The organism is Enterococcus sp. LJL120 (genome assembly GCF_054871765.1).
Map to the genome: position 1 here is coordinate 1 of NZ_JBTXLV010000009.1, position 23758 is coordinate 23758.

19 protein-coding genes and 1 rRNA gene are annotated in these 23758 nt (G+C 43.5%); 1 reads left to right on the forward strand and 19 read right to left on the reverse strand.

The window, feature by feature from the left end:
• From ACYSNU_RS14670 to hslO, 4 genes are all read right to left on the reverse strand, one after another.
• Positions 1–86 (reverse strand): 16S ribosomal RNA (locus ACYSNU_RS14670); the annotation flags it as partial.
• 536 nt (positions 87–622) lie between these two features.
• Positions 623–2119 carry a lysine--tRNA ligase gene (gene lysS, locus ACYSNU_RS14675; RefSeq protein WP_461737943.1) on the reverse strand — a complete coding sequence of 499 codons (1497 nt, stop codon included), beginning with the start codon at positions 2117–2119 and terminating at the stop codon, positions 623–625.
• 295 nt (positions 2120–2414) lie between these two features.
• Positions 2415–3428: a tRNA dihydrouridine synthase DusB gene (gene dusB / locus ACYSNU_RS14680; protein ID WP_461737944.1), complete on the reverse strand. Its 1014-nt coding sequence runs from the start codon at positions 3426–3428 to the stop codon at positions 2415–2417.
• 1 nt (position 3429) lies between these two features.
• Complete coding sequence (gene hslO, locus ACYSNU_RS14685) at positions 3430–4317, reverse strand: Hsp33 family molecular chaperone HslO (protein WP_461737946.1); 888 nt, start codon at positions 4315–4317, stop codon at positions 3430–3432.
• A 492-nt stretch (positions 4318–4809) separates the two neighbouring features.
• Here hslO and ACYSNU_RS14690 point away from each other — a divergent pair, with 492 nt between their 5' ends.
• Positions 4810–5736, forward strand: coding sequence for a CPBP family intramembrane glutamic endopeptidase (locus tag ACYSNU_RS14690; protein ID WP_461737947.1), 927 nt, complete (start codon positions 4810–4812; stop codon positions 5734–5736).
• Positions 5737–5824: 88 nt separating this feature from the next.
• Here the strand turns inward: ACYSNU_RS14690 and ACYSNU_RS14695 are convergent, their stop codons facing one another.
• From ACYSNU_RS14695 to ACYSNU_RS14765, 15 genes are all read right to left on the reverse strand, one after another.
• Entirely contained in the window at positions 5825–8116 is a 2292-nt protein-coding gene (locus ACYSNU_RS14695) for a glycoside hydrolase family 65 protein (RefSeq protein WP_461737948.1), read from the reverse strand.
• Positions 8109–8945: a hypothetical protein gene (locus tag ACYSNU_RS14700; RefSeq protein WP_461737949.1), complete on the reverse strand. Its 837-nt coding sequence runs from the start codon at positions 8943–8945 to the stop codon at positions 8109–8111. The genes ACYSNU_RS14695 and ACYSNU_RS14700 overlap by 8 nt, the downstream gene beginning before the upstream one ends.
• Positions 8946–8970: 25 nt before the next feature.
• A complete protein-coding gene (locus ACYSNU_RS14705) occupies positions 8971–9810 on the reverse strand; it encodes a sugar ABC transporter permease (RefSeq protein WP_461737950.1) in 840 nt (279 codons plus the stop codon).
• Positions 9811–9813: 3 nt separating this feature from the next.
• Positions 9814–11106, reverse strand: coding sequence for a carbohydrate ABC transporter permease (locus ACYSNU_RS14710; RefSeq protein ID WP_461737951.1), 1293 nt, complete (start codon positions 11104–11106; stop codon positions 9814–9816).
• 215 nt (positions 11107–11321) lie between these two features.
• Positions 11322–12596 (reverse strand): extracellular solute-binding protein, encoded by a 1275-nt coding sequence (locus ACYSNU_RS14715; RefSeq protein WP_461737952.1) that lies wholly within the window; start codon positions 12594–12596, stop codon positions 11322–11324.
• A 101-nt stretch (positions 12597–12697) separates the two neighbouring features.
• Complete coding sequence (locus ACYSNU_RS14720) at positions 12698–14479, reverse strand: glycoside hydrolase family 13 protein (RefSeq protein WP_461737953.1); 1782 nt, start codon at positions 14477–14479, stop codon at positions 12698–12700.
• Positions 14480–14747: 268 nt separating this feature from the next.
• A complete protein-coding gene (locus ACYSNU_RS14725) occupies positions 14748–15704 on the reverse strand; it encodes a LacI family DNA-binding transcriptional regulator (protein ID WP_461737954.1) in 957 nt (318 codons plus the stop codon).
• An 86-nt stretch (positions 15705–15790) separates the two neighbouring features.
• The gene (locus ACYSNU_RS14730) at positions 15791–16228 is read right to left on the reverse strand and encodes a GNAT family N-acetyltransferase (RefSeq protein ID WP_461737955.1); all 438 of its coding nucleotides are present in this window, start codon (positions 16226–16228) and stop codon (positions 15791–15793) included.
• Positions 16229–16326: 98 nt separating this feature from the next.
• Positions 16327–18513, reverse strand: a complete 2187-nt coding sequence (ftsH, locus tag ACYSNU_RS14735) for an ATP-dependent zinc metalloprotease FtsH (RefSeq protein WP_461737956.1) — start codon at positions 18511–18513, stop codon at positions 16327–16329.
• A 92-nt stretch (positions 18514–18605) separates the two neighbouring features.
• Entirely contained in the window at positions 18606–19151 is a 546-nt protein-coding gene (hpt, locus tag ACYSNU_RS14740) for a hypoxanthine phosphoribosyltransferase (protein ID WP_461737958.1), read from the reverse strand.
• 59 nt (positions 19152–19210) lie between these two features.
• Positions 19211–20623 carry a tRNA lysidine(34) synthetase TilS gene (gene tilS / locus ACYSNU_RS14745; protein WP_461737959.1) on the reverse strand — a complete coding sequence of 471 codons (1413 nt, stop codon included), beginning with the start codon at positions 20621–20623 and terminating at the stop codon, positions 19211–19213.
• Positions 20624–20828: 205 nt separating this feature from the next.
• Entirely contained in the window at positions 20829–21275 is a 447-nt protein-coding gene (locus tag ACYSNU_RS14750) for a S1 domain-containing RNA-binding protein (RefSeq protein WP_265459833.1), read from the reverse strand.
• 56 nt (positions 21276–21331) lie between these two features.
• Positions 21332–21775, reverse strand: a complete 444-nt coding sequence (locus ACYSNU_RS14755) for an FtsB family cell division protein (RefSeq protein ID WP_461737961.1) — start codon at positions 21773–21775, stop codon at positions 21332–21334.
• Between the two features lie 63 nt (positions 21776–21838).
• Complete coding sequence (locus ACYSNU_RS14760) at positions 21839–22108, reverse strand: RNA-binding S4 domain-containing protein (RefSeq protein ID WP_461737962.1); 270 nt, start codon at positions 22106–22108, stop codon at positions 21839–21841.
• Positions 22109–23677, reverse strand: coding sequence for a putative polysaccharide biosynthesis protein (locus tag ACYSNU_RS14765; RefSeq protein ID WP_461738065.1), 1569 nt, complete (start codon positions 23675–23677; stop codon positions 22109–22111).
• Positions 23678–23758 lie beyond the last annotated feature (81 nt).

The following is a 23758-nucleotide window of genomic DNA, read 5'->3' on the forward strand; positions in this document are numbered from 1 at the left end:
CTCCGGTGAAAGAAAAAGCGTTCGACTTGCATGTATTAGGCACGCCGCCAGCGTTCGTCCTGAGCCAGGATCAAACTCTCATAATAAAAGTGTTTGCACAATCTTGCGATTGTTAGCTCATTAATTGTTTGCTAGCTTTTGCTTGCAATGTTTATTTTGTTCTTGAATATCAAGAACGCCCTACACATTGGTTCGTTTGCTTTGTTCAGTTTTCAAAGGTCTACATGTTGCGATTCAGCCTCTCAAAAAGAAGCGAATCTGTTGTTTCAGCAACTTTTATATCTTATCAGCTTTTCAGATGATTGTCAACAACTTTTTTAATTTATTTTTCAATAATTTAAAATTAGTCGTTGGATATACAGGGCTGAAAATATTTCTTGAAAATCCGGTAAGCATTGGTATGACTAATGTTTGACCGTCGTCTCAAGCAACTTCGTTAGTTTATCATGGGAAGCAATCTCCGTCAACAAAAAAAGTGAAAAAAGTTTAAAAAATCTCAAAAAAATCAAAGTTGTTAAATATCTTCATTTTTCTTTTGTAATTGAGACATAAAATGACCTTCTATAAAAAAATACCCTTCTGATAAGTAAATTTATCAGAAGGGTATGCGCTGTTTTCTAACTTATCTCATCGTCGGGAATAATAAGACATCGCGGATAGATTGAGCATCGGTTAACAACATTACTAGACGATCAATTCCGATACCTAGGCCTCCGGTTGGCGGCATGCCGTATTCCAGTGCTTCTAGGAAATCTTCATCCACTCCATGGGCCTCATCGTTTCCTTGCTCCCGTTCTTTTTCCTGCTCTTCAAAACGGCCTCTTTGATTGATTGGATCATTTAATTCGGTAAAGGCATTGGCAAACTCTTTGCCGACAATAAATAATTCAAAGCGATCGGTGAAACGAGGATCTTCAGGATTCTTTTTAGCCAAAGGGGAAACTTCGACTGGATGTCCGTAAACAAATGTTGGTTGACGCAGAGTATCTTCAACAAAGGTTTCAAAAAATTCATTGAGAATATGGCCGACTTCCATAGCATCGGTGATTGCCACGTCGTGTTCCTTCGCTAAAGCCCGTGCTTCTGCCACTGTCATTTCCTTCCAGAAATCAACACCGGTTTGCTCTTTAATGGCATCGACCATGTGAATACGTTTGAAAGGAGCTCCCAAATCAACCGCTTCTTCATTGTAAGTGATGTTAGTGGTGCCGAGAACTTTTTCAGCAGCATTTCGGATAATGCCTTCTGTCAATTTCATCACATCTTGAAAATCAAAATAAGCTGTATAAGCTTCCAGCATCGTGAATTCAGGATTATGGGTCGTATCAATGCCTTCATTACGGAAGACGCGACCAATTTCGTAGACTTTTTCCATACCGCCGACGATTAATCGTTTCAAATGCAGCTCAAGGGCGATGCGCAGGTACAAATCAATATCCAACGCATTGTGGTGAGTAATAAATGGTCGCGCTGCTGCGCCACCGGCTTCATTATGCAGAGTTGGCGTTTCAACTTCGATATAGCCTTGTCCGTCCAAATAACGGCGGATTTCACTAATAATCTGGCTGCGTTTCATAAAGCGGTCAAAGCTGTCACGATTGCTGATTAAATCTAAATAGCGTTGACGATAGCGCTGTTCAATATTCGTTAAGCCGTGGTATTTATCTGGTAATGGGCGCAAGGCTTTAGAAAGCAGAGTAATTTCTCTAGCTTTAATCGAAACTTCCCCCATGTCGGTTTTCATAATTTGTCCGGTAACGCCGAAGAAATCTCCTAAGTCGCTGTGTTTAAAAGTTTCATAGGCTTCATCGCCGACTTCATCTTTGCGGACATAGATTTGAATTTGGCCTTCCCGGTCTTGCAAATGCGCAAAGCCGACCTTGCCTTTGCCCCGTTTGGTCATCATTCGACCAGCAACGCTGCTGGATAAATTCATTTCAGCGAGTTCTTCTTTGGTGCGTTGGTCGAATAATTCATGCAGCTCTTTTGAATTATGGGTGCGGTCAAAACGTTTGCCGAAGGGATCAATGCCTTCTGCTTGTAGTTCTTCCATCTTTTGACGTCTGACCAGCATTTGATCATTTAGTTCTTGTTGACTGTTTTGTTGTTCCTCTGTCACTCTGTTTCCTCCGTTCTTGATGTCTCTTCCCTATAATGCCAATGAAGAACAGAAAATGCAAGTTGAAATTCTTTTCCTTAAAAAATAAAAAACTGCGACCCCATTGCGGAAGTCGCAGTCAAATATTTTACAGCAGGTTTCTTTCTATAGAAGAAAGCTGGTGGAACTGTTGCGTCTTTTTTCAAATAAAAATTTTCGGGAAATTTTATTTTGTTTTGGCTGAACCGACTACTAGACGGGTCTTCTATCTCTAAAGAGCAACAAGGCGCCACTTTGCAAAAAATTTTGCTACATATTAGATGCTAGTAATTTTCTCTCTACTCTCCAATTTATCCACTAAATCATCCAGCAAACCTGCAATCGTCGCTTCGTTTTCTGTCTGATTAATCGCCGCCTTGACTTTGGCAGCCCGGGAAACACCTTTTAGATAGTAGGCTGCGTGCTGACGGAATTCTCGACAAGCGACCTTTTCGCCTTTTAAAGCGACTAAACGCCTCAAGTGCAATTTCGCCGTGGCAATCTTTTCCCGCGGACTAGGTTCTGGCATCAACACACCGGTTTCCAGATACTGCTGGGTGCGGTGAATCATCCAGGGATTGCCTAGCGCAGCTCGGCCAATCATCACGCCATCTGCGCCGACTTCTTCTAACATGCGTTTGGCGTCTTCTGGGGTGCGGACATCCCCGTTGCCCATGAAGGGTATCGTTAAATGCTCTTTGACTTCTTTTAAAATTTCCCAATTAGCATGGCCTTCGTACATTTGAACTCGAGTGCGGCCGTGCATCGCAATCGCCGCCGCTCCCGCTGATTGGGCAGCCAGGGCATTTTCCACCGCAAAGACGTGGTCTTCATCCCAACCGGTGCGCATCTTAACCGTCACGGGAATATCGACGGCAGCGGAAACAGCCTCGACCATTTCGTAAACCTTGTTGGGGTCCAGCAACCATTTGGCACCGGCTTCGGCTTTAATCACTTTGTTGACGGGACAGCCCATGTTGATGTCAATGATATCTGCGGTGGTATTTTCTTGGACGAAGCTTGCCGCCTCCACCAAGCTCTCCTTGGAGCCGCCAAAAATCTGCACGCTTAAAGGATGTTCCGTTTCATCAATGTAGAGCATTTCCAAGGTTTTTTTGTTGCGGAAATGAATCCCTTGATCGCTAATCATTTCCATCACCACAAGGCCAGCACCGAACTCTTTGACGGTGACCCGAAAGGCGGCGTTGGTGATACCCGCCATCGGAGCCACGACGACCCGATTGGGGATTTCAACATCGCCGATTTTCCAGCTTTGATTTAATGCAGACATATTATTCTCCTAGCGCTTCGGCCTTCAAGGCTTGAAGGTCGGCTTCATCGTAGTAGTATTTGTTGTTGCAAAATGCGCAGACGGCTTCAGCACCGTGGTCTTCATCAATCATCTGCTGAATTTCGTCTGGTCCTAAGGCGATAATTGCTGAAGCAAATTTTTCCTTGGAGCAGTCGCATTTAAACTGAACTGGCATTTTTTCTAAAATTTCTAATTGTTCGGTTCCAACTAGCCCTTGTAAAATTTCCTCCGGCGTTTGACCTTCATCTAATAATTTTGAGATTAATGGCGTTTCCTGTAATTGCTGTTCAATTTTATCAATGATGGCTTCATCGGCCCCTGGCATGATTTGAATCAAAAAGCCGCCAGCTGTCTTAATGCTGTCATCAGTGTCCACAAAAACGCTTAGGCCCACCGCTGAGGGGATTTGCTCAGAAACTGCTAGGTAATAGGTGAAATCTTCGCCAATTTCACCGGAGACAATCGGTGTTTGACCAGAAAAAGGTTCCTTCAACCCTAAATCTTTAATTACCACGAACATGCCCTCTGTTCCGACAGCCCCTTTAACATCCAATTTTCCTTGAGGATTAGCCGGCAGACTGATGTGGGGATTTTTTATATAGCCTTTGACATCGCCGTGGCCATTGCTGTCGACAACTATCGCACCAGCCGGTCCATCCCCTTGAATTTTTACGGTTAATTTATCGTCGCCCTTGAGAGTCGCGCCCAATAAAAGGGCGCCGACCATCGTGCGGCCTAAAGCCGCCGAAGCGGTATGCCAAGTATCATGGCGGCGCTGAGCTTCTGCTACAGCCTCTGTCGCCTTCACTGCATAAGCCCGCACAAATCCGTCGTAGCATAAGGCTTTTACTAAATAATCTTCTGTCATCGCTTTTTCTCCTCTTGAGTTGCATTCATTCTTGCATAATACTAGCCTTCAGAAAATATTTCAACTTTTCTTGATTGGAAGAAGAGCGGTGGAGCTACTTACTAGCTCTTGGCAAGGCTTCTAAAAACACATAAACGAACTATTTTTTTGGTTTTCATTTTTTTATTGCGCAGTATTTTGAATATTCTTCTGACAGTTTTGAAACTGCCTATGCCAAGAAATTTCGTCCTTTGCATCTCAAAGAGGACAAAAATTGCTGTACTGATAGACTTCTTTTCCTAGCAAGTCCTTGGGTAAAAGCTATCCTTAGTTGAACTGTATATAAAGTGAATAAAAGCTAACAGGTCTAACAAACTTGTTAGTGCCTAATTCCTTATCAAGAAGGTACAATAATATTGGAATTGATAAATTAATCATAATCCCTATAATTTATTTTATTAATCGCTTATTTTTTTATTGATTTATCGAAATTATTGTAAAAGGACGTGACTTATGTTTACTAAATTACCGAAGATTCCCAGCATGAATCTAATTGATGAGCCGGCCAGCCGCAAATGGTGGCTGCCTTTTTTCAGCACCATGCTTATTTTTCTTGTGGGCCAAACGGTCGCAGGCACTCTGCTAGGCGTTGCGATAGTCATCTATAGCGCCGTCAACCAACAGCCCAATGCCATTGATCGCCTAACCGAGCTCTCCCAATCGACACTGCCAAATTTATTGTTCTTTGCGGTTCCTCTACTTGCGTTATTATTGATTTTTAAATATTTTAACAAGCAGCCGCTAGCGGCCTTAGGATTTGTAAAAATAAAATTGGTAGCAAACTATTTGACCGGCTTATTGCTGGGGGCAATTGGTCTTGTGCTGGTCTTAGGTCTGTGTCTCGTATTCAACAGCGCATCGATTAGCTTGAGTCAGTCCACCAATTGGCTGTTGATGCTTCTGTTGTTTTTAGGTTTTATGGTCCAAGGGATGACAGAGGAAGTCTTTTTTAGAGGCTATCTGATGAACCTAGTCGGCCACCGGAAAAATGCAACGGTCGCAATTGTCGGCAATTCGCTTTTGTTTGGATTATTCCACGGTGCGAATCCCGATATGTCGGTGATTTCACTTGTCAATCTGATGCTCTTTGGTTTCGTCTTTTCGCTGCTGTTTTATCTGACTGAGAATTTGTGGGTGGTTGGGGCAGCCCATACCATTTGGAATTTTATGCAGGGCCCCGTCTTTGGCATTGCCGTCAGCGGACAAGACCTTGGCAGCAGCTCGGCGATTTTTACGACAACGCTATCGCAGCAGACTGCTTGGTTAAACGGCGGCAGTTTTGGCTTAGAAGGCGGCTTGCCCTGCACACTTATCGGCCTGATAGCAGCTGGCCTTTTGCTGTATTTAATTCAAAAAAAATTGTCAAAAGCCGCGCTGTAATTCTGTTGCGTTAAAAACCGAGCTTCTCCACCAGCAAGCTGGTTTGGGAGAAGCTCGGTTTTGTATTTTCTAATGCTAAACATAAAACTTATTCGCTTTTTTGAATTGAGGTCACAATTGGCTGTGCTGCTTCCAAGGTCAGCGCTTGGTCATAAAGTTTCAAGTCTAACGCTGCTCCGGCCTTTAATTTCAAGGTGACTTGACTTTGATCAACAGTCACTTCGATTTGCCGTTCCCGATATTTAATCACAAAGGAGTAGCCTTGCCAATCGGCTGGACAGAAGGGCTTAAAGCTTAGCGCTTCGTCAAAGGTCCGCATGCCGGCAAAGCCTTGGACAATCGCCAGCCAACTGCCGCTCATTGAGGTAATGTGGAGGCCGTCATCGGTATCATTATTATAATTATCCAAGTCTAGACGAGCAGTCCGTTTGTACAGCTCAATCGCTTTTTCTTCTTTGCCTAATTCTGCCGCTAAAATCGAGTGCACACATGGTGACAATGAAGATTCGTGGACCGTCATCGGCTCATAGAAATCAAAGTTGCGCATTTTTTCTTCTCTAGTAAACTGATTACCGAAGAAATACATCCCCTGTAAAACATCCGCCTGCTTGATAAAGCAGCTGCGTAAAATTTTATCCCAAGACCAATGCTGATTTAGCGGCCGGTCTTCTGGAGCCAGTTTACTAGTGGACATTAAATCCTTATCCAAGAAGGTGTCATGTTGGACATAAACATCGAGTTCTTCATTGTAAGGGAAGTACATATTATCAATAATATCCTGCCAGTGGGTCAGTTCTTCTGGGCTAACATCCAATTCCTTTTGCGAAGCCGCTAAAGATTTGGGATAGTTTTCCGCCGCATATTTTAAGACCCAAGCGGCAATATAATTGGTGTACCAGTTGTTATTGACATTATTTTCATATTCATTTGGTCCGGTGACGCCGTGAATCATATATTTTTGCTGGCGTTTAGAATAATGCACCCGATCCGCCCAGAAGCGGGCAATCGAAACCAAAACCTTGATGCCATCACTATAAAGATAGCTGGTGTCGCCGGTATAATTGGTGTAATTATAAATGGCATGGGCCACTGCACCGTTACGGTGAATTTCTTCAAAGGTGATTTCCCATTCGTTGTGGCACTCGACTCCCGTGAAGGTCACCATTGGATAAAGCGCACCCTTTAAACCTTGACGGCGGGCATTGATAAAGGCCCCCGGCAATTGATTATAGCGATATTCCAATAATTTGCGGCTAACTTCCGGTTCCGCCACAGACAGATACATCGGTACGATATAGGCTTCGGTGTCCCAATAGGTTGCCCCACCGTATTTTTCGCCGGTGAAGCCTTTTGGTCCAACATTTAAGCGGGCATCTTCTCCATAATAAGTTGAAAACAGCTGGAAGAGGTTGAAGCGAATACCCTGTTGCGCTTCCGGGTCGCCGTCAATTTTGACATCCGCCTGTTGCCAGCGGGCTCCCCAAGCGGCAGTCTGCTCAGCTAAATGTTCAGTAAAATCTTTGTTGCTATTTTTATCAATTAGTTTTTGAACTACTTTGACCTGCTCAGCCTCTTCGACATCACGGCTGGTGATGACCGCCACCATTTTTTCAACGGCGAACTGATCACCAGTTTGTCCGTTAACAGAGAAACACTCGCCAACCTGTAGTGGACTGCTGCGTAATTCCCGCAGACTTTCCCGGGAGATATGATTTTTCATAGCAGTTGTCACTGAAAAACGCGGGGTGCCAAAATTATTAGGAATCGTTTCGGTTGTCAGAAAAGCCAATTCCGGTTGACTGCCGCGATTTTTTTCCAGCCAGAAGGTTTCTTCGTAATTGCTGTCTTCATTGCGGACATTGCCGTCAATTTTTGACAGGATTTCAATTAGCGGTTCGCCGGCTAAAATTTCAACCGATACTCTGACAAAGGCCAGCTCCTTGGTGACAATGCTGACAAAGCGTTCAAAGGTCAATTTGACTTTGGCATCTCCTTGCTGATAGAGATAGCTGCGTTTTAAGACACCGTTGCGCATATCCAACTCGGTGTAAAACTCTTCATAAGCTCCCTGCGCTAAATCAACCTCAGTGCCGTCGATAACGATTTCCATGCCGATAAAATTAGTGGCATTGATGACTTTGCCGAAATAATCGGGGTAGCCGTTTTTCCACCAGCCGACCCGGGTTTTATCTGGAAACCAGACGCCTGCTAAATACGTGCCGGGATGAGTTTCACCCGAATAAGTTTCTTCAAACATGCCCCGCATCCCCATATAGCCATTACCGATGGAGGTTAAACTTTCCATTAAACGTTTATTTTCCACATCTAATTGATGGGTCGCTATTTTCCAAGGATCGATTTCAAACAACCTTTTATACATTTTCTCCACTCACTTTCTGGTCTTTAAATTTGGTGCGGATGTAGATTGCAAAAAGCAAAATAATCATCGTCAGCATTTGAACAGCAATCATCATGGTCACGTCATAGTAAATCAGCCCAAAAACAAAGGCTAAAATCGTGCCTAAGCCAAGACATTGAATGATGATGCTCAGGCTTTCTTTAAAGGAGCCGATGGAGGAAAAGCTGCTCTTTTTGGTCAGCCAAAGGAAAAAGGCGCTCCCCAAAACTAAGAACAAATTCATCACAAACAGCAGAAAGCCGGTGGCCAATAGAGCGCTGATAATAATCGGCAGCCGCTGATTGGCAAAAAATTGCTGGCCCAGCAGCTTTTGCAATGCTGCACCGCTAGTAGCTTGACTAGGATTTAAACTGTCGGTGTAATACAGCTCAAAGCTGTACTCCCGTTCCCCCTGTAAACCTGTAATCTGCCAAGTGGTCGGGGTAAAATTAACAACTGTCGTTTGCCCCGCCAGCTCTGCCTCAGTTAAATTGACGCCGACAATTCCATCGGCGCTTTGATTTAAAATAGTTGACTCACTGGTCTCTAATTCGCCGTTTTCAATTGGCAACTCAGAAAAGGCGGCTGCGGTCTGGTCATCTAAGAGAGCTGCGACCTCCGGCAGTGAATCCGCTAAAGAAAACTGATAGCTGGTGGCCAAATTTAAAGTGACCGGAATCAATAATAAAGCATTTAAAAAGATATAGATGAAAATCAGTTGAAACCAACTGAAATTTTTCCTGCCTAAAAAGATTTTTCTTGGTGAAGCGATACCGCTAAAATAATTAATCGGGAACTGTTCAGCTTTCAAGTTTCAACATCCTTTCAAAAAATAATTAGCCTTTGGTTCCTCCAGAAGTTAAGCCGGTGACAAAATGTTTTTGTAGGAAGAAGAAAAGGATTGAAATCGGCAGGGCAATTAAAATGGCTCCCGCCGCAAATAGCGACACTCTTTGATTGGTGACATCGCTGATAAAAGTTTGCAATCCTACGGCAACCGTTTGATTTTCTGGGGTCCGCAATAAAAAGCGGGCCAACATAAATTCGCCAAATGGTCCCATAAAGGCCCACAACGCTTGCACGGCAATCATCGGCCGTACTAATGGCAACACGATTTGGGCAAATATTCGGAGATGTCCGGCACCGTCTAATTCCGCCGACTCATCCAAGTCAATCGGTACAGTATCAAAATAACCCTTCATCAGCCAAGTATTCATGGGAATCCCGCCGCCGATGTAAATCATCGTCAAGAACCAATAGCGGTCTAAAGCATCCAATAAGAAGGCCATTACATAAAAGGCCGTCAAGGCTGCCATTGTCGGCACCATTTGAATGACTAAAAATAAAATCAGACTGAATTTCTTACCGGCAAAGCGGTAACGACTATAAGTATACCCCGCCAGTGTAACAATCGCCACTTGAACAATCATGGCAGATATCGCAATAATCAGAGTATTTTTATACCAAATGCCGTAAAGGGTTTCGGTAAAGAGCCGCTCAAAATTGGTCAGCGTCCATTCGGAATTGAAATCCAATGAGAAGGAGGCAATGTTCCCTGATTTAAAAGCGGTACTAGCCGTAATCAAAAGCGGATAGATAATAATCACCGATAGCAAAATCAGAAAGAGATAGGTGAAAATTTTCGGCAGCATCTTTTTGAATTTGTATTTATTCATGGTCTACTCCCCTTCCATATTAAAGGCGTTCGTTCGTTTAAAGACAATTAACGACACTGTGATAACGATGGCCGAAATAATCAAGGTGATGGCCGATGCCAATGAGTATTGCGGTGATTGTCCGGTGGTCAGTTTGTAAATCCAGGAGATTAGGATATCCGTCGAACCGGCACCGCCGCCGACACTGCCGGGGCCACCATTATTAAAGAGGTAAATCATCGAGAAATTATTAAAGTTACCGGTATATTGGGTGACAAAGGTTGGGGCTGCCACTAAGAAAATTGCCGGCAAGGTAATATTGCTGAAGCGTTGCCAAGCATTCGCTCCGTCAATTCTAGCTGCTTCATACAAGTCTTCTGAAATCGACTGCAAAATCCCGGTGACCATCACATAAATATACGGGAAGCCCAGCCAGCCTTGAATCATAATAATCGCAACCTTGGTCCAATTGGGATCGGTTTTCCAAGAAATCGCTCCGATATCGACAAAAGGCAGATTATTTAAAAAGGGAATAACTTGGGTGTTAATCGCCCCGATACTATCGTTGAAAATATTGGAGAAACTCATAATCGTGATAAAGGCCGGAACCGCCCATGGTAGCAAGAAGATTACTCCGAAAACCCGTTTGAATTTGATGAATTTTTGATTGGCTACTACGGCCGTCAAAATTCCCAAAGCAATTTGCAGGGTGGTGGCACAAACGGTCCAGATAATTGTCCAGGTAAAGACCGCCACGAAGGGTTTGCGATACGTGCTTAAGAAGAAAATATCGACAAAGTTTTTGATGCCGACCCAATCGATTAAATTCGCCGGTGGAATATGGCGAAAATCATAATTGGTGAAGGCCATAAATAAGGTAACCAGCACTGGAAAAATAATCGTAAACGTCATTAAGGCATAGGCCGGTAAGGTTAAAAGATAAGGAAAGCCTTTATCTGTAACATTTAAGAAAATTTCCTTAAACGTCGTATTGACCTTGTGACCACTCTGCCATAATTTTGCGACTTTGCGGGCATCATAGATATTAATAAAATAGAAGAATAAAAAGATTGCAGTGATGATTAATTGTAAGACGCCGCGAATCATCAAGAATAGCGAATGATCGACCATCGGCGTGCTTCCCAGTGAAATCAGATTGGCAAAGGTCTGGAAGCCGACTAAAACCATTTCTGCAGCAAAGGCGATAAAAATTGCGAAAAAAATCAGCGCCTTGCTCTTTTGCTTGTTGTAAAACTGCCCTAAACCTGGAATCAGTGATAACAAGGTTGCTTTATTGACACTATGTGTTGTTTCCACAGAACCATCCCTCTTTTCTAAAAAATAAGTGCTGCGACCTGCCTTTTAACAATAAAATAACCGAACTATCGAGAAGTCGCCCTGTCACTTCCCAGTGACAATGCGGAGCGTTCATCAAATATAGTTCGGCTATTTTTGATTGGCGATTGTTTAGGTCACAGCCCCTTATCTTGCATTGTTTAGCTGTCTGCTTTAAAAATTATCCGTTAAGCGGCTTAATATTTTTGTTCAATCGCATCTTTAATGGTTTGAACTGCATCGTCAGCAGCTTCTTGAGGTGTTTTTGTGCCGGAAGCCGCTTCAAACATCATGTTTTCTTCACCCGTCCAAACTTCAGCCATTTCAGGAATATTCGGCATTGGTTGCGCACTTGCATATTGCTCAATTACGGCAGTTGTCAATTCGTTGCCGGCAGCACTAGCTGTTTCCCGAGCTGCTTGGTTCGCTGGAATTTCTTGGGTGTCTTCGTATAATTTTTCTTGATTTTCTTGATTTGTTAAATAGTCTAAGAATTCTTGTGCTGTGTCTTTATGAGTAGAGTAATTGCTGACAACCCAGCCTTTACCACCACCAAAGGCTTGATAATCTTCACCGTTAGCTAATGTCGGAATCTTAGCAATCCCAAAGTTCACGCCAGCATCGGTATAAGTGGCAGCTTGCCAAGGGCCATCGATAATTGCTGCTGCGGCACCAGAAGTAAATTGGTTAGTAACAAAGTCGCCGGCACTTGTGATATCTTGCATCCCTTGTGGCCATACATTTTGGAACCAGTCAGTTGCATAAGTGATACCTTCAACTGCTCCGCTGTTATTCAAACCAATGTCGCTCGTGTCTGTACCGTCTTCACCGAAGATGTATCCGCCATAGCCGGCCATCAAACCATATGAATAGTAGAAGTCAGTCCATTTTGCTAAGAAGCCAGTATTTTTGCCTGATTCAGAAGCAAAATCAAAACGAGAATCTTCTGCTAAAGCTTCTAATTCAGTAAAGCTAGTTGGTGCCGCATCAATCAGGTCTTTATTGTAATAAAGAACCAATGTTTCAATGATGGCTGGCGCCCCATAAACTTTATCGTCCACCGTCACTTGTGCTTGGTCAGTTTCATCGTAATCGTCAGCATTACCTAAAGTCACTTCGGCTAAATGGCCTTGTTGAGCTAAGCCACCGATTCGGTCGTAAGCAGACATCATCACGTCTGGCGCTTTGCCAGCAGGTCCATCTAATGCCAAGGCGTCTAATTGGTCAAACATGTCTTTTTCGATGACTTCAATTGTTACACCGTTTTCATCTTCAAAGGTGCCTTTGATTTCATTGATATAATCCACGTAGCCTTTGTCGACAGAGACCGTTAACGTATTGTCATCTGATCCACCACTAGTACTGCTGCCGCTATCGGCTGTCGAATTGTCAGAACCGCCGCCACACGCTGCTAATGTTAATGCTGCACTGGCAGCCACTAACCCAAGACCAAATTTTTTATAGCTTTTCATGTTTTATTTCCCCCTAAATGTGTTTTGTTTACACGTTTATTATGCTGAGGAAAAATAACTTTTGCAACCGTTTTCTCTCTGTTACCGGTAACAGGATTTTGTTACGCTTCAATTGTCTTAAGACTAATGCTAAAGCCGTGCTGTTTTAAAAACTGTTCACCGTGCTCTGCGGTGTATAAGCCTTGATCTAGTAAAACTTGCTCTGAATCAAAAAGCGGTAGGGTTTCTTCACTCTCATTAAAGGAGGCGACCAACTCTTGATTACCATAACGTTTGCGGAAGATGACACTGTCGCTATCTTCATCAGCCTGCAGCCAATCAAGTTGACCATAAGTTATTAAATCGCTGTACTCTTTTCTGAGGGCAATCAATTTTTTCGTAAAGGCCAACATGTCTAAATCTTGATTTTCCGGCTCCCAAATCATACAGCGGCGGCAATCGGGATCATCAGCTCCCTCCATCCCAATCTCAGTTCCGTAATAAATACAAGGCGAGCCTTTTTGTAAAAACATAAAGGCCAAAGCCGCCTTCGTCAGCTCCTTGTTTCCTTGACTCAAAGTTAAAACTCGGGCTGTATCGTGGGAATCCAAGAGGTTAAAAGTAACTTCATTGGCTTGATCCCGATACAAAAGTTGCTGCTGATTCAACCCGCTGACCATTTTAGCCGCCGAGAATTTCTTTTCAAAAAAGAAATCTTTGATATTGTCGGTGAAAGCGTAGTTCATCACGGCATGGAATTCATCCCCCTGTAGCCAGCTTTGGGAAGAGTGCCAGATTTCGCCTAAAATATAGAAGTCCTTTTTCAAATCGGTCACTTCAGTGTGGAATAATTTCCAAAAATGATGGTCTACTTCATTGGCAACATCTAGGCGCCAGCCGTCAATATCAAACTCGCGGATCCAATAGCCGGCAATGTCCAGCAGATATTTCTGAACTTCTTTATTGGCAGTGTTCAGCTTTGGCATATGCGGCGTAAAGGCAAAGGTGTCGTAATTTAAATTGGCCGCCGTTTCCGGCAAGTCCGTCATCTGATAGTCGTCCACCGGGAAATTATGAATGTGGAACCAGTCTTTGTATTTAGACTTTTCACCATTTTTAATGACATCCTGCCATTGCGGTGAAAAATCCCCCATGTGATTGAAAACAGCATCCAACATAATCCGCATGCCCCGTTTATGGGCCTCATCGACTAATTTCTTAAATAATTTTTTGTCGCCAAAATCTGGATCAATTTCAAAATAATCAATCGTATCGTATTTATGATTGGAAGTCGCTCTAAAAATCGGACAGAAATATATGCCGGTAATCCCCAAATCACTCAGATAATCCAAGTGGTCCAACACCCCTTGCAAGTCCCCACCGAAAAAGTCCTCCCGATCCGGTAATTTGCTGCCCCAAGGTAACGTACCTTCTGGGTCATTTTTAGGATTGCCGTTAGCAAAACGCTCTGGAAAAATTTGATACCAAACCGTATCCTTGACCCATGCCGGTGCTTTAAAGCGGTCAATCTCTTGGAAATAAGGCATCCGAAAATAAAAATTAGCATTGGCCAAATTTTCTTCCGTATAAGGGTAAACCCCTTGATCACAATATAAAAGTTCTAGCCCATCGTAACCCTCCACATAAAAGCCATATTGCAACCGGCGAAATTCAGCGCCGACTTCAATCTCCCAATAATCGTGCAGGTCAGTGCTGAGAAGCTTTGCCATTGGTGTTTTATCCAAATACCAGCGGTCGCTGTCAATTTGATAAGGGTCGCCTTTAATTAAGGCGACTTTGCGGGCATCTTGGCGCCCGGTCCGCAGACGAATCCGCATTTTATCCGGTGTATAAAGATAAGCAAATTCACTTTCAGGGCGGTGATATAAAGCTGCTGTATTCATAAAACGTTTCCTCCAAGTCAAGTTTAGAATGCACTTTCATGATAGCGAATCTTGCCCGCCAGCTCAATCAATTCCTGTTTGTTACCGGTAACAAAAAAAGCTAATAAAAAGCCACAAAAAAATCAACGAACTTAATTTTAGTTGGCTGCTGGGTTTAAAGCACTGCTTGGTCTGCTTAAAACTTGCAGGCTGTTCATACCTTGAGACAGCTAGCTGTCGCCAAAAAATTCGTTGATTATCTCAATTTTTAATTTCTGTTTCTATGGGGTTAGTTTTTCACTTGCCGAGTAGACTCCCTAACAATCAATTCCGGCAGAAAAATTCGGCTGCCTTGATTGGCTCCGTCTTCAGCAATTTTTTTCATCAACAGTTCACCGCAGACCTCGCCCATTTTGATGATGGCCTGTTTAGCAGTCGTCAGTTTCGGCGAACTGACCTGATCTAAAAAGACGCCGTCAAAGCCGATAATCCCGTAATCCTCTGGCACATCGCCGCCGCAATTTAAAATTCCCCGCTCAATCCCTAAGGCCAAACGGTCGGAGCTGCAGACAAAGCAAGTATTTTTTGGAAAAGGCCAATTGTCCTCAATAAAATTTTGCGACATTGTCGACCGATTTTTAAAGCGTTGGATTTCCGTCGGCAACTGATGTTTTTTCATGGCATTGAGATAGCCGGCCTCTCGAGAATGCTCAAAGGCCTCATCAATATCAATGCCGATGTAAATAATATTTTGATAACCGACTTCTAAAGCATGATGGGTCGTCAAATTAGTACCGTAGCGATTGTCGCTGTCGACAAAATCATAGCCATAATGATTTTCGCCGAAAAGTACCACCGGCTTGTCCAATTGACTCATCCACTGGAAATCTGTGTCCCGAAAACCAGTAATAATATAGCCATCACTAGCTCCGATGTCAAAGCCAGATTCTGTCACCAACTGCAGGGAATAATGGGCCTTGCCGACTGCTTCGGCAATCCCCATCAATAAATTCATGTAATAAGGCTCTGTCGTGTCAATTTCTTCTAAAATCAGCAGCTTAATAATCTGCGAACGCTTGGAGACTAGCGCCTTTGCCGCAATATTCGGCTGATAATCCAGCTCCTTCATCGCTTGGAATACAAGTTCCTTTAACTCATCCGTCACTTGATCCGGGTGATTAATTACCCGGGAAACAGTCATCTTCGATACATTAGCTTTCTTTGCAACATCTGAAAGCGTCGCCATGAGCTTCACCTCTTTTAAATAGTATAACAATTTCTTGCTAATGAGAAAACAACTTCACTCAAATTGCTCTAAGCAGAGTGTTGTTTTTAAGCTAATCTGCGCACCATTTGAAAGTCGATGGCTCCGGTGGCATTCCCCACTGGCCCGCTAATTTTTTGAAAACCATTTTTCTGATAAAATTCCAGTGCAGTCTGGCGAGCGTCCACTTCAATCAGCTGGAAACCTCGCTCCAGCAAATCAGCAACTAAAAAATCTAATAAACAGCTACCTAAGCCCCGCTGTTGATAAGCTTCCGCCACCGCAAAAGCCGTCAAATGCGCAGTTTGCTCAGTCACTTTAAACCAGCTGACTGTGCCAATCAGCTGCTCTCCAATAAAAACTCCGTAGAAATCATTTTCTGCTTCAATCAGTAGGTCCTCATCATAAATTGATTTTCCTAGCGGCTGACGCAAGAGTTTGTCTCTTAGTGACAAGGCCTGTTGATAGGCAGGCGCTTGGCTAGTAAATTTTTGATAGGTGAACATAGCTGGCCTCCTTTAATAAAAGTAATGTTACCACATTTTAAGTTGTCAAAAAAACCACCCGCAAAATCGATATTTTGCAGGTGGTTTTCAATTTGTGTTTATTTGTAGCGATCTTCAAAGTTGTTGCGGTCATAATCTGAATCATCATGATCGTCGTCATCTTTTTTGTCTGCTTTTTCTTCAGAAATTTCTTCAGAGACTTTATGACTTTCTTGGTCAGCCTCTAATTTAACTTCTTCCGTTTCCTCGTGAAGCTCTTGTTTGGCAGCTTCAAAATCACGTTTTTCTTCGGCTTGCTTTTGCGCATCTTTTTCTTCTAAAGCACGTTTCGCTTCTTCAAAGGTTTGCGCTTTTTCGCTTGGGAATTCGCTGCTAGCAGCATCATCCGGCATCTTGCCTTCTTCATATAATGATTTGATTGCCTTAGCATCAAGGGTTTCAAATTCTAATAATTTTTGGGCAATCAGTTTGTGTTTGTCCCGGTTCGTTTCAATAATTTCCCGAGCTTTATCATGGGCTTCCACTAAAATCTTGCGGACTTCTTGGTCGATTTCAAAGGCAACTTGTTCAGAGTAAGCCTTAGTTTGACCATAATCACGGCCGACGAAGACTTGGTGATTACCTTCATACTGAACTGGTCCTAAGCGATCGCTCATGCCGTATTCAGTTACCATGCTGCGGGCCAATGAAGTGGCTTGTTCAAAGTCATTAGAGGCACCAGTTGATTGAACGCCGAAGACGATTTCTTCTGCCGTCCGACCACCTAGTAAACCAACGATTTGTTCAAACATGTCTTCTTTGGTCATTAAGAATTGGTCTTCTTTTGGTAAAGCAATCATGTAACCGCCAGCGCGGCCACGAGGAATAATCGTTACTTTATGGACAACCCGGGCCCGGCTTAAGACTAAACCGACAATCGTATGACCGGCTTCGTGATAGGCCACCATTTCCCGTTCTTTTTTGTTGATTACCCGATCTTTTTTAGCAGGTCCGGCGATTACCCGGTCTTCTGCTTCATCGATATCAGAGGCATCAATTTTCTTCTTGTTGCGGCGAGCCGCTACTAAAGCTGCTTCATTCAAGACGTTTTCCAAATCAGCACCGGCAAAACCTGGTGTTTGTTGGGCTACAACCTTCAAATCAACATCATCAGCTAAAGGTTTGTTTCTCGCGTGAACTTTTAGAATCGCTTCACGGCCTTTAACGTCAGGACGTCCAACTAAAATTTGGCGGTCAAAACGACCTGGACGTAATAACGCAGGGTCTAAGACATCAGAACGGTTTGTTGCGGCAATCACGATAACACCTTCGTTACCATCAAAACCATCCATTTCAACTAACAATTGGTTCAAGGTTTGTTCACGTTCATCGTGTCCGCCCCCCATACCAGCGCCCCGTTGACGACCAACGGCATCGATTTCATCGATAAAGATAATCGCAGGTGCATTTTTCTTAGCAGTTTCAAATAAATCCCGCACTCGGCTAGCACCGACCCCAACGAACATTTCCACGAAGTCTGAACCAGAAATCGAGTAAAATGGTACGCCGGCTTCACCAGCAACGGCTTTAGCAAGTAAAGTTTTACCAGTTCCTGGAGGGCCCTCTAACAGTACCCCTGCTGGAATTCTGGCACCTAGTTCAACGAAGCGACGGGGATCTTTTAGAAATTCCACAACTTCAACTAGTTCTTGTTTTTCTTCTTCGGCACCGGCTACGTCAGAGAAACGTACCCGATTGGCTTTTTTGTCGGCCTCTTTGGCTTTTGATTTACCAAAGCTCATCACTCGGCCGCCACCGCCACCAGAACCGCCGCCTTGCTGACTCATCATCATATAGAAGATGAATAATAAGAACACAATTGGCAGGAAGCTGATTAATAGAGACACCCAGACACCGCTGGAGGATTCTTCCCGGACCGTTGTGTCGACATCATTGTCTGTTGCCAGATTTAAGACTTCATTTAAAGTCGAATCATTTGGCAGTACAATCGTGGTAAAGCTTGTAGTAGAACTGCTGGTGGAGCCTAAAATTGCTAAGCCCCCAGAATTGTCAACCGTTTGCGAACTAGTGTATTCACCAGTAATGCGATACACACCGTTAGCCGGTTGGATAGAGAAGGATTCAATTTCTCCATCTTCAAGTTGTTGCTTAAATGTTGAGTACTCGATATCTGTTGATTGGGAAGAATTGTTGCCGAAAATAAAATAGACAACCATCACCATCGCTAAGATTACGAGGACATAATATAAGGTATTTTTCATCATACCATTACCTTTTTTGTTCATATTCGCCCTCCCATGACTATAAGAATTTTACTTTAATTTTTTTAATCAATTCTGACCATTCAATTGTAACATAACTCACAGGGAAAAAGGCACTAATTTGTTTGATAAACTTCAGGTTTTAAAACACCGACATAAGGCAGGTTGCGATAATTTTCTGCGTAGTCTAAGCCGTAGCCCACCACAAATTCATTTGGCACATCAAAGCCGACATAATCAGCTTGAATATCCACCACACGACCCTCTGGTTTATCCAACAATGTCACAATTTTCACAGAGTTGGCTTTGCGGTATTTAAACAAATCCACCAGATACGCCAACGTCCGCCCGCTGTCGATAATATCTTCGACAATCAACAGGTCCCGACCTTCTACATTTGTGTCCAAATCTTTAACAATTTTGACTTCTCCAGAAGAAACCGTAGCAGCTCCATAGCTGGAAACATCCATGAAATCAATTTCCAAGTGGCCGTCAATTTCCCGAATAATATCCGCCATAAAAGGTACAGCACCCTTCAAAACACCGACGATTAAAGGACTTTTACCGGCATATTCCGCTGTCAAAACTTGTCCCAGTTCAGCACAGCGAGCCTGAATCTCCTCTCTGGTAATCAAAACTTTTTCAATGTCTTTTTCTAACATTCTCTAGTAAATCCTCCTCATTGATTTAAAAAACGAACTATTTTTTTAGCAGGTTAACATCATAAATTTTTTGCTCGATAAAGCAATGTGTAGTGTATTGTATCAGTTTCTGGAGCAATACTCAAATAGGAAAGCAGGTGGGGAACAAGCGCCAAAATCTGCTCTTCATCAGATAAAATCACTAAAGCTTCAGCCCGCTTTTCAGTCGGGATTTTTTCATCGATAAAATAGCGGCGAATTTTTTTATGCATTTCTGACGATAACTGGATGAAATCCCCCGCCTGACGGGAGCGGTAAAAGAATTTGCTGTTTTTTTGATAACTAAATTCCCGCTGCCAAGCTGGCCATGCTTGGGCTATTTCAGGGATTGGAACTGGCTGTTCTGTTGGGAAAATCGCCAACCAGCTTGTTTCATTAATAAAAATACCTTTTTCTAGAAGCGGTAGAGCTTTGACAATTTCAGTTGTTTCAATTGTTTCGTTTGAAATAGACTTTTCAAAAATCAGTCGTTGGTAGCGCCGCCGTAGCTGCCAACCGTCAGCAAAGTCCACCTGCCATTGCGGAGCCTGAGAATTTTCCAGCAGCTCTTTCACTTGATTGAGTTGGCTGTTTTTCCCGACCACTCCAGTTTCACTGCGGACTCGTTCAAAAAAGTAATCCCAAAAAAGTTCTTGACGCGGCTGTGAATAAGTCAAAAAATCCGTTAAGTTTAGCTGATAACTGACAGGATTTATCTGCTTTTGGACCAGCTTTTGATAGAGCTGGTTCATCTCCTCTGCTACCAGTTGATTAGCGGCTGCCAGTTTAGTTGAAAATTCCGCCAGATGAGCCACAGTCCGGGGATTTTCTTCAACTAATAACGGCAAGACCTGTTGCCGCAGCCGATTGCGCTGATAGAGTAAACTTTGATTACTAGCATCTTCAAAATAGTCCAGCTGCTGCTCAGCGGCATAGGCTCTCAGCTCTGCTTTTGTAAACGGCAAGAGCGGCCGAACTAGTTGTTTGTTCGCAAAGGGCTGGCTTGGAGAAATGCCCACAAAATTTTCCAGATGACCACCACGAATTAGCTTCATCAAAATTGTTTCTGCAAGGTCATCCCCGTGGTGGGCCGTCATCAACAGCGAAAAATCATTTTGTCGCATCGTTTCTGCAAAAAATTGATAACGAAATTCCCGAGCAGCCGCTTCAAAACCGCTGGCGGGGACTTCCTGCCAACTGGCTTCGCAAAAGGCCAGTCCTGCTTGCTGACAAAATTCTCGTAAATAATCTGCTTCCATTATGGATTCTGCCCGCAAATTATGATTGACATGGGCGACGGCCAGTTGAAAATTTCCAACTGGTGCCAGCCTTTGCAGCAGATTCAATAGGACAATTGAATCAACTCCGCCGGAAACGGCTACTAAAATTTTTTCTTTCTGCCAAGACCTTTGATATTGCTTTTGAAATTCGGCAAATAGATTTGCTGCCGCCATTTTGCGGACCTCCTTTGCTAAAATCAAGAAAAGAGGCTGTGGCATTAGTCTTGTTAACAGTTGAAATCCCGCAGTAGCTTGAACGTGCGCATCATCTTAGTCGGACTTTGCGCAAATTCATACTATTTAATTGGCATCTGCCAATTAGTCTTTGGAAATTTCTACTCTGTTACACCTAATGTCACAGCCTCTTTTTTACATTTAATTAATTGCGACGGCCGCCACGACCACCACGTTTGCCTTCGGTATTTCTTCTTAAAGAGGAAAGGCGATCATCACTGTCTTTAAGAAAAGAGCTCATCAAAGTGTCAAAATCATCTTTACCGCCGCTGTTGCCGGCAGGTTTACTGAAGTTTTTCTTTTGCGGAGGACGAGGACGAAATTCTTTTTTCACCTCGGGTTTGGCATCGGCCGGTTGTTCCTGTGTTTGACGAATCGAAAGACCAATTTTCCCATCATTTCCGACTGAGGTAACCTTAACCGTTACTTCATCACCAACTGTTAATACATCATGAATATCTTTAACATACCCATTAGAAACTTCACTGATATGAACCAGACCAGTTTTGCCGCCTCCTAAATCAATAAAAGCACCAAAATTGGTAATACCTGACACTTTTCCTTGTAACTTAGCTCCTACTTCGATTGACATCTAAAAATGTTCCTCCTAATTTTTTGTTCCTAATTTATATAAATTAATTATTGCTTTTACTGAGCGGCGCTGTCTTCTGTACCAGAATCCTCAGTGGTTTGACTGCTATCTGTGGCAGTATCGCTGGATTCAGTAGTTCCGCTAGGCAGTACATAGACCGATTCGCCTTCCCTTGAATAATAGAACCGGCTACGGGCTTGTTTCAGCACGTATTGATTGTCTTGTAAAAGGTCAACATCCGTCTGCAAATCCGCTACTTTATCAGTAACAGTTTGGGCCTCAACTTCAGCTTCAGATTTGATATCTTCTAAATTCGCCAATTTCTGATAATTACCGTAAACGTTATAGCCCATAAAGGCAAAGACGCCAATGGCCACTAGACAGATGAAAAATAAGCGGCGGCGCTTGAAAACGACTTGGCGACGCTGTTTTTGAAATTGTGCGTATTGTTCTTTTGTATAGTCATTGGTGAGTTTTGTAATTTTATCGTCTTTACTCAAGTTAATCCCCTCAGCCTTTCTAAGTTCGTTTTATTATACCAACATCTCAGAACCTTGTCTAACCTAATTCTCTGAGGAATTGACGCGTTCTTCAGATAAAATCGTATACATTTTCGCTGCGTCTTCTTTTTTAGTGGATTCATGCAGCTCGGTAATTTTTACAACCAAAATTTTATTGCCGAATTGAACCTTTAATTCATCGCCAACCTTAACATCACTGGAGGATTTCGCCAGCTTGCCGTTGACTTGAATCCGGCCTTTATCGGCAACTTCTTTAGCCACCGACCGTCTTTTAATAATTCTCGAAATTTTTAAAAATTTATCTAAACGCATTTATTTTTTCTCCCATCTTTGAACAAATCTTAATATTTTTTCCCCGAAAGGAAACATCAGCCATTCCCGAATGGTAAACAGCCGGACTCGGATTGCCGTAATCACAAAGGCACTAGCGCCAAGAGCCACCCCTGTCAGTGACCACCAAAGGGCCTGACTTCGATGAGTGTATAAGCCGCTGATCAAAATCACACCATACAGAATGAAAATGACTGCCGTCATCACCGCCAAGCAGCGGTATAATTTACGATTAAACTGCTGTTTGCGCCAAAACTGATTGATTTCTGGCGGCAGGAGTCGAATCAGGTAGACCAATGTCACCAAGAGGCCTAAAATTGTCGACAGACTGGCTCCTACAGTACCAAGAGTATAGGTTAAGAGGCCGGTTGTCAAAAGTTTCGTAAAAAATCCCAAAAGCGCCCCCCACAGTGGTTTGCGGAAAATATTTTGACTTTGAGTGATACTTTGATACGTCTGAATCAAAGCCATCAGCCCCACCGCCAAGACAAAGACAATCAAGGTTGGATTGCCGACCAAATCTTTAAAGAGGGCGTAGTTGATAAATGGTGCCAACAGCACTAATCCTAAGGTCGCCGCCAAGGCCAAACTGGCGGTCAGCCGCAGATAAATTGTGGCATTTTTTTGAAACTGTTGTTGATTGCGAGTTAAAAAGCTCTTGGTCAGAGGCGGCAAAAAAGTCGCACTCAAAGCCGTAGCCACCACCAAGCCTAGTTGCACCAACGGCTGGCCCCGGTCATAAACTCCCTTGGCAATTTTGGCAGCTTCTTCGCTGAGGCCCGCCACCACCAGATAATTTTTGACAAAAAAGGAATCCACCAGCTGAAATAAAATCAAAAAGCCGCTGTAAATCGATACCAAGCCGCCTTCAATGATAAAGCGCCGCAACAGGGCTTTGTCCGGCCAGCTCCGCAGAGAAATATCCCGCGTCGACAGGCCGTGGCCGTTAATTTTGCCGTCATAATAATACAAGACAGCATAGGCCAATAAGCCACCGGCAACGGAACCGGCCATGGCCAATGTGCCGGTCTGGTAAACATCCCAGCCTAAGTAATAGAAAAATAAGGCGGCGATTATAATAATCCCGACTCTGACTAGCTGCTCCAAGACTTGCGAAATCGCCGTTGGAATCATCTGCAGGCGGCCTTGAAAATAGCCGCGGTAATAAGATAAGCCGGGCATCAATAAAAAGGTGAAGGAAACTACTTGTAGCAAAGGCTGAAGATTTCTATCCCCCATCAAGCCGGCAATCCAGCCGCTGCCAAACAAGGTCAGCCCCCACAAGCCAATACTCAGGGCAACCAGCAGCGGCATTAGCCGCTGCATCGCCTGTTTTTCTTCGGCTAAACTATTTTGAGCCGCCACATACTTTGAAACAAATTGAGGCAGACCGCTCAAGGCCAGCGTCATGGCAATTCCATAAATCGGATAAATCTGCTGGTAGACGTAAAAGCCTTCGTCCCCCACCAGATTTTGAAAGGGCACCCGATAGACCGCACTCAACAACTTGGCAATAAAGGAAGCGATGGTCAAAATCGCTGCCCCTTTCATAATTGATTGCATCTCTCTGGCCATGGCTACCCTCCTTGTCTGTCTGCATCTGCTTTTTTCCATTTCTTATTTGTCTAGCAA

Coding starts and splice junctions, on each gene's coding strand:
- dusB (WP_461737944.1), bottom strand. CDS start 3,428: ATGTCTGCATTAAATCAAAGCTGGAAAATCGGCGATGTTGAAATCCCC.
- hslO (WP_461737946.1), bottom strand. CDS start 4,317: ATGACAGAAGATTATTTAGTAAAAGCCTTATGCTACGACGGATTTGTG.
- ACYSNU_RS14690 (WP_461737947.1), top strand. CDS start 4,810: ATGTTTACTAAATTACCGAAGATTCCCAGCATGAATCTAATTGATGAG.
- ACYSNU_RS14695 (WP_461737948.1), bottom strand. CDS start 8,116: ATGTATAAAAGGTTGTTTGAAATCGATCCTTGGAAAATAGCGACCCAT.
- ACYSNU_RS14705 (WP_461737950.1), bottom strand. CDS start 9,810: ATGAATAAATACAAATTCAAAAAGATGCTGCCGAAAATTTTCACCTAT.
- ACYSNU_RS14715 (WP_461737952.1), bottom strand. CDS start 12,596: ATGAAAAGCTATAAAAAATTTGGTCTTGGGTTAGTGGCTGCCAGTGCA.
- ACYSNU_RS14720 (WP_461737953.1), bottom strand. CDS start 14,479: ATGAATACAGCAGCTTTATATCACCGCCCTGAAAGTGAATTTGCTTAT.
- ACYSNU_RS14725 (WP_461737954.1), bottom strand. CDS start 15,704: ATGGCGACGCTTTCAGATGTTGCAAAGAAAGCTAATGTATCGAAGATG.
- ACYSNU_RS14730 (WP_461737955.1), bottom strand. CDS start 16,228: ATGTTCACCTATCAAAAATTTACTAGCCAAGCGCCTGCCTATCAACAG.
- ftsH (WP_461737956.1), bottom strand. CDS start 18,513: ATGAACAAAAAAGGTAATGGTATGATGAAAAATACCTTATATTATGTC.
- hpt (WP_461737958.1), bottom strand. CDS start 19,151: ATGTTAGAAAAAGACATTGAAAAAGTTTTGATTACCAGAGAGGAGATT.
- tilS (WP_461737959.1), bottom strand. CDS start 20,623: ATGGCGGCAGCAAATCTATTTGCCGAATTTCAAAAGCAATATCAAAGG.
- ACYSNU_RS14750 (WP_265459833.1), bottom strand. CDS start 21,275: ATGTCAATCGAAGTAGGAGCTAAGTTACAAGGAAAAGTGTCAGGTATT.
- ACYSNU_RS14760 (WP_461737962.1), bottom strand. CDS start 22,108: ATGCGTTTAGATAAATTTTTAAAAATTTCGAGAATTATTAAAAGACGG.
- ACYSNU_RS14765 (WP_461738065.1), bottom strand. CDS start 23,677: ATGAAAGGGGCAGCGATTTTGACCATCGCTTCCTTTATTGCCAAGTTG.